Origin of the sequence: Methylobacterium sp. WL116 (assembly GCF_008039455.1) — a bacterium.
Taxonomy (GTDB): Bacteria; Pseudomonadota; Alphaproteobacteria; order Rhizobiales; family Beijerinckiaceae; genus Methylobacterium.
In genome coordinates, this window is sequence record NZ_VRUV01000796.1 from 1 (window position 1) to 1,477 (window position 1,477).

General features: G+C 71.4%; 3 protein-coding genes. 2 read left to right on the forward strand and 1 reads right to left on the reverse strand.

The features are described from left to right. Nucleotides 1-224: hypothetical protein (locus FV223_RS31330; RefSeq protein ID WP_210247531.1), on the reverse strand; the 224-nt coding region annotated here is incomplete at its 3' end. Between the two features lie 241 nt (nt 225-465). Between FV223_RS31330 and FV223_RS27410 the strand changes: the two genes are divergently transcribed. Further along, complete coding sequence (locus FV223_RS27410) at nt 466-1,053, forward strand: ANTAR domain-containing protein (RefSeq protein ID WP_147729847.1); 588 nt, start codon at nt 466-468, stop codon at nt 1,051-1,053. A gap of 21 nt (nt 1,054-1,074) precedes the next feature. Next, a partial coding sequence (locus FV223_RS27415) for an ABC transporter substrate-binding protein (protein ID WP_147729848.1) occupies nt 1,075-1,477 on the forward strand: 403 nt, incomplete at its 3' end.

Below are 1,477 nucleotides of genomic sequence, written 5' to 3' on the forward strand. Positions count from 1 at the left end.
TCCTGCGCTACGACACGCAAGGGCAGACCACGGACGGGCTGCCCGGCAACGAGGGCGCGTTCCTGCCCTGCACGTTCTGGTACGCCGACAACCTGATCGGCCTCGGCCGCCGCGCGGAAGCCCGCGCCGAGGACGAGCGCCGTCACCAGGGTCGGGAGGAAGGGGAGGGAGAGGCGGCCGGAACCGCCACCGTCGAGGGCCGCGAAGGGGTCTGGCTTCGACATCCGATCCTTCGAACCTCCGCACCGTCGCGACGGCCACAGAGGTGCCCTGCATTTGCGGCGGAAGCTGGACCGTTTCCTTTCCGCTCGGTTGCGCGGCGCGATCAGGGCCGCGGGGCGAGCGCCTCGGCGCGGCGCTTCCGCCGGAACGGGGCACGCCGCTTGCCTTGCGACACGGCCGGCGGCATGCGTCGCGGCCACGCTCCGACTTGCTGCCCCGTTTGCCGCCCAACGCCGGGCCCCGATGACCGAAACCAGCCTCACCGTCGCCGTGATCGATCCGAGCCGGGCGCGTGCCGCGATCCTGGAGGAGGGCCTGCGCGCCGCCGGGATCGGCCGCGTCGTGGTGATGGCCGACACCGCCGACCTGATGGAGCGCGTCGCCGCGCTCGCCCCCGACGTGGTGGTGATCCACCTGGAGAGCCCGAGCCGCGACATCCTGGAGCAGATGTCGGGGGTCGCGCGCCACGTCGAGCGGCCGGTGGCGATGTTCGTCGACCGCTCGGACGCCACAATGATGCAGGCGGCGGTCGATGCCGGGATCTCGGCCTACGTCGTCGACGGCCTGCGGCCCGAGCGGATCAAGCCGATCCTCGACATCGCGATCCTGCGCTTCAACGCGTTCTCGCGGCTGCAGCGGGAGCTGTCGGAGGCGCGGGGCGAGCTCGCCGACCGCAAGCTGATCGAGCGCGCCAAGGGCATCCTCATGAGCATGAAGGGCCTGTCCGAGGACGAGGCCTACAAGCAGCTGCGCAAGAAGGCGATGAACGAGAAGCGGAAGATCGCCGACATCGCGCGGGCGATCGTCACCGCGGCCGACCTGCTCGGATGAGGGCGCGATGAGACTTCGCAGATGAGACTTCACCTGGGCTACGTGCCCCTCTGCGACGCGGCCCCCGTGATCGCCGCCCACGAGATGGGCTTCGCCCGCGCCGAAGGGCTCGATCTCGACCTTACCGCCGAGCCGTCCTGGGCGACGCTGCGCGACCGGCTGGCGCTCGGCTACCTCGACGCCGCGCACATCCTGGCGCCGCTGGCGCTGGCGAGCGCGCTCGGGCTGTCGGGGCCGCCCTCCGACCTGATTGTGCCGCTGTCGCTCAGCCTGAACGGCAACGCGATCACCCTGTCCGGCAGCCTCGTTCTGGAGACCCACCACAGGACCCGCGAGGGCGAGGTCCGGGTCATCGACTACATGCCCGCTGGCGACGGATCGCACCTGATCCGCCTCGTCGAGGGGCTGCACGGACGCGTCGCGA

What these genes read in the sequence shown, in the direction of transcription:
- FV223_RS27410 (WP_147729847.1), top strand. Translation starts at nt 466, where the DNA reads ATGACCGAAACCAGCCTCACCGTCGCCGTGATCGATCCGAGCCGGGCG.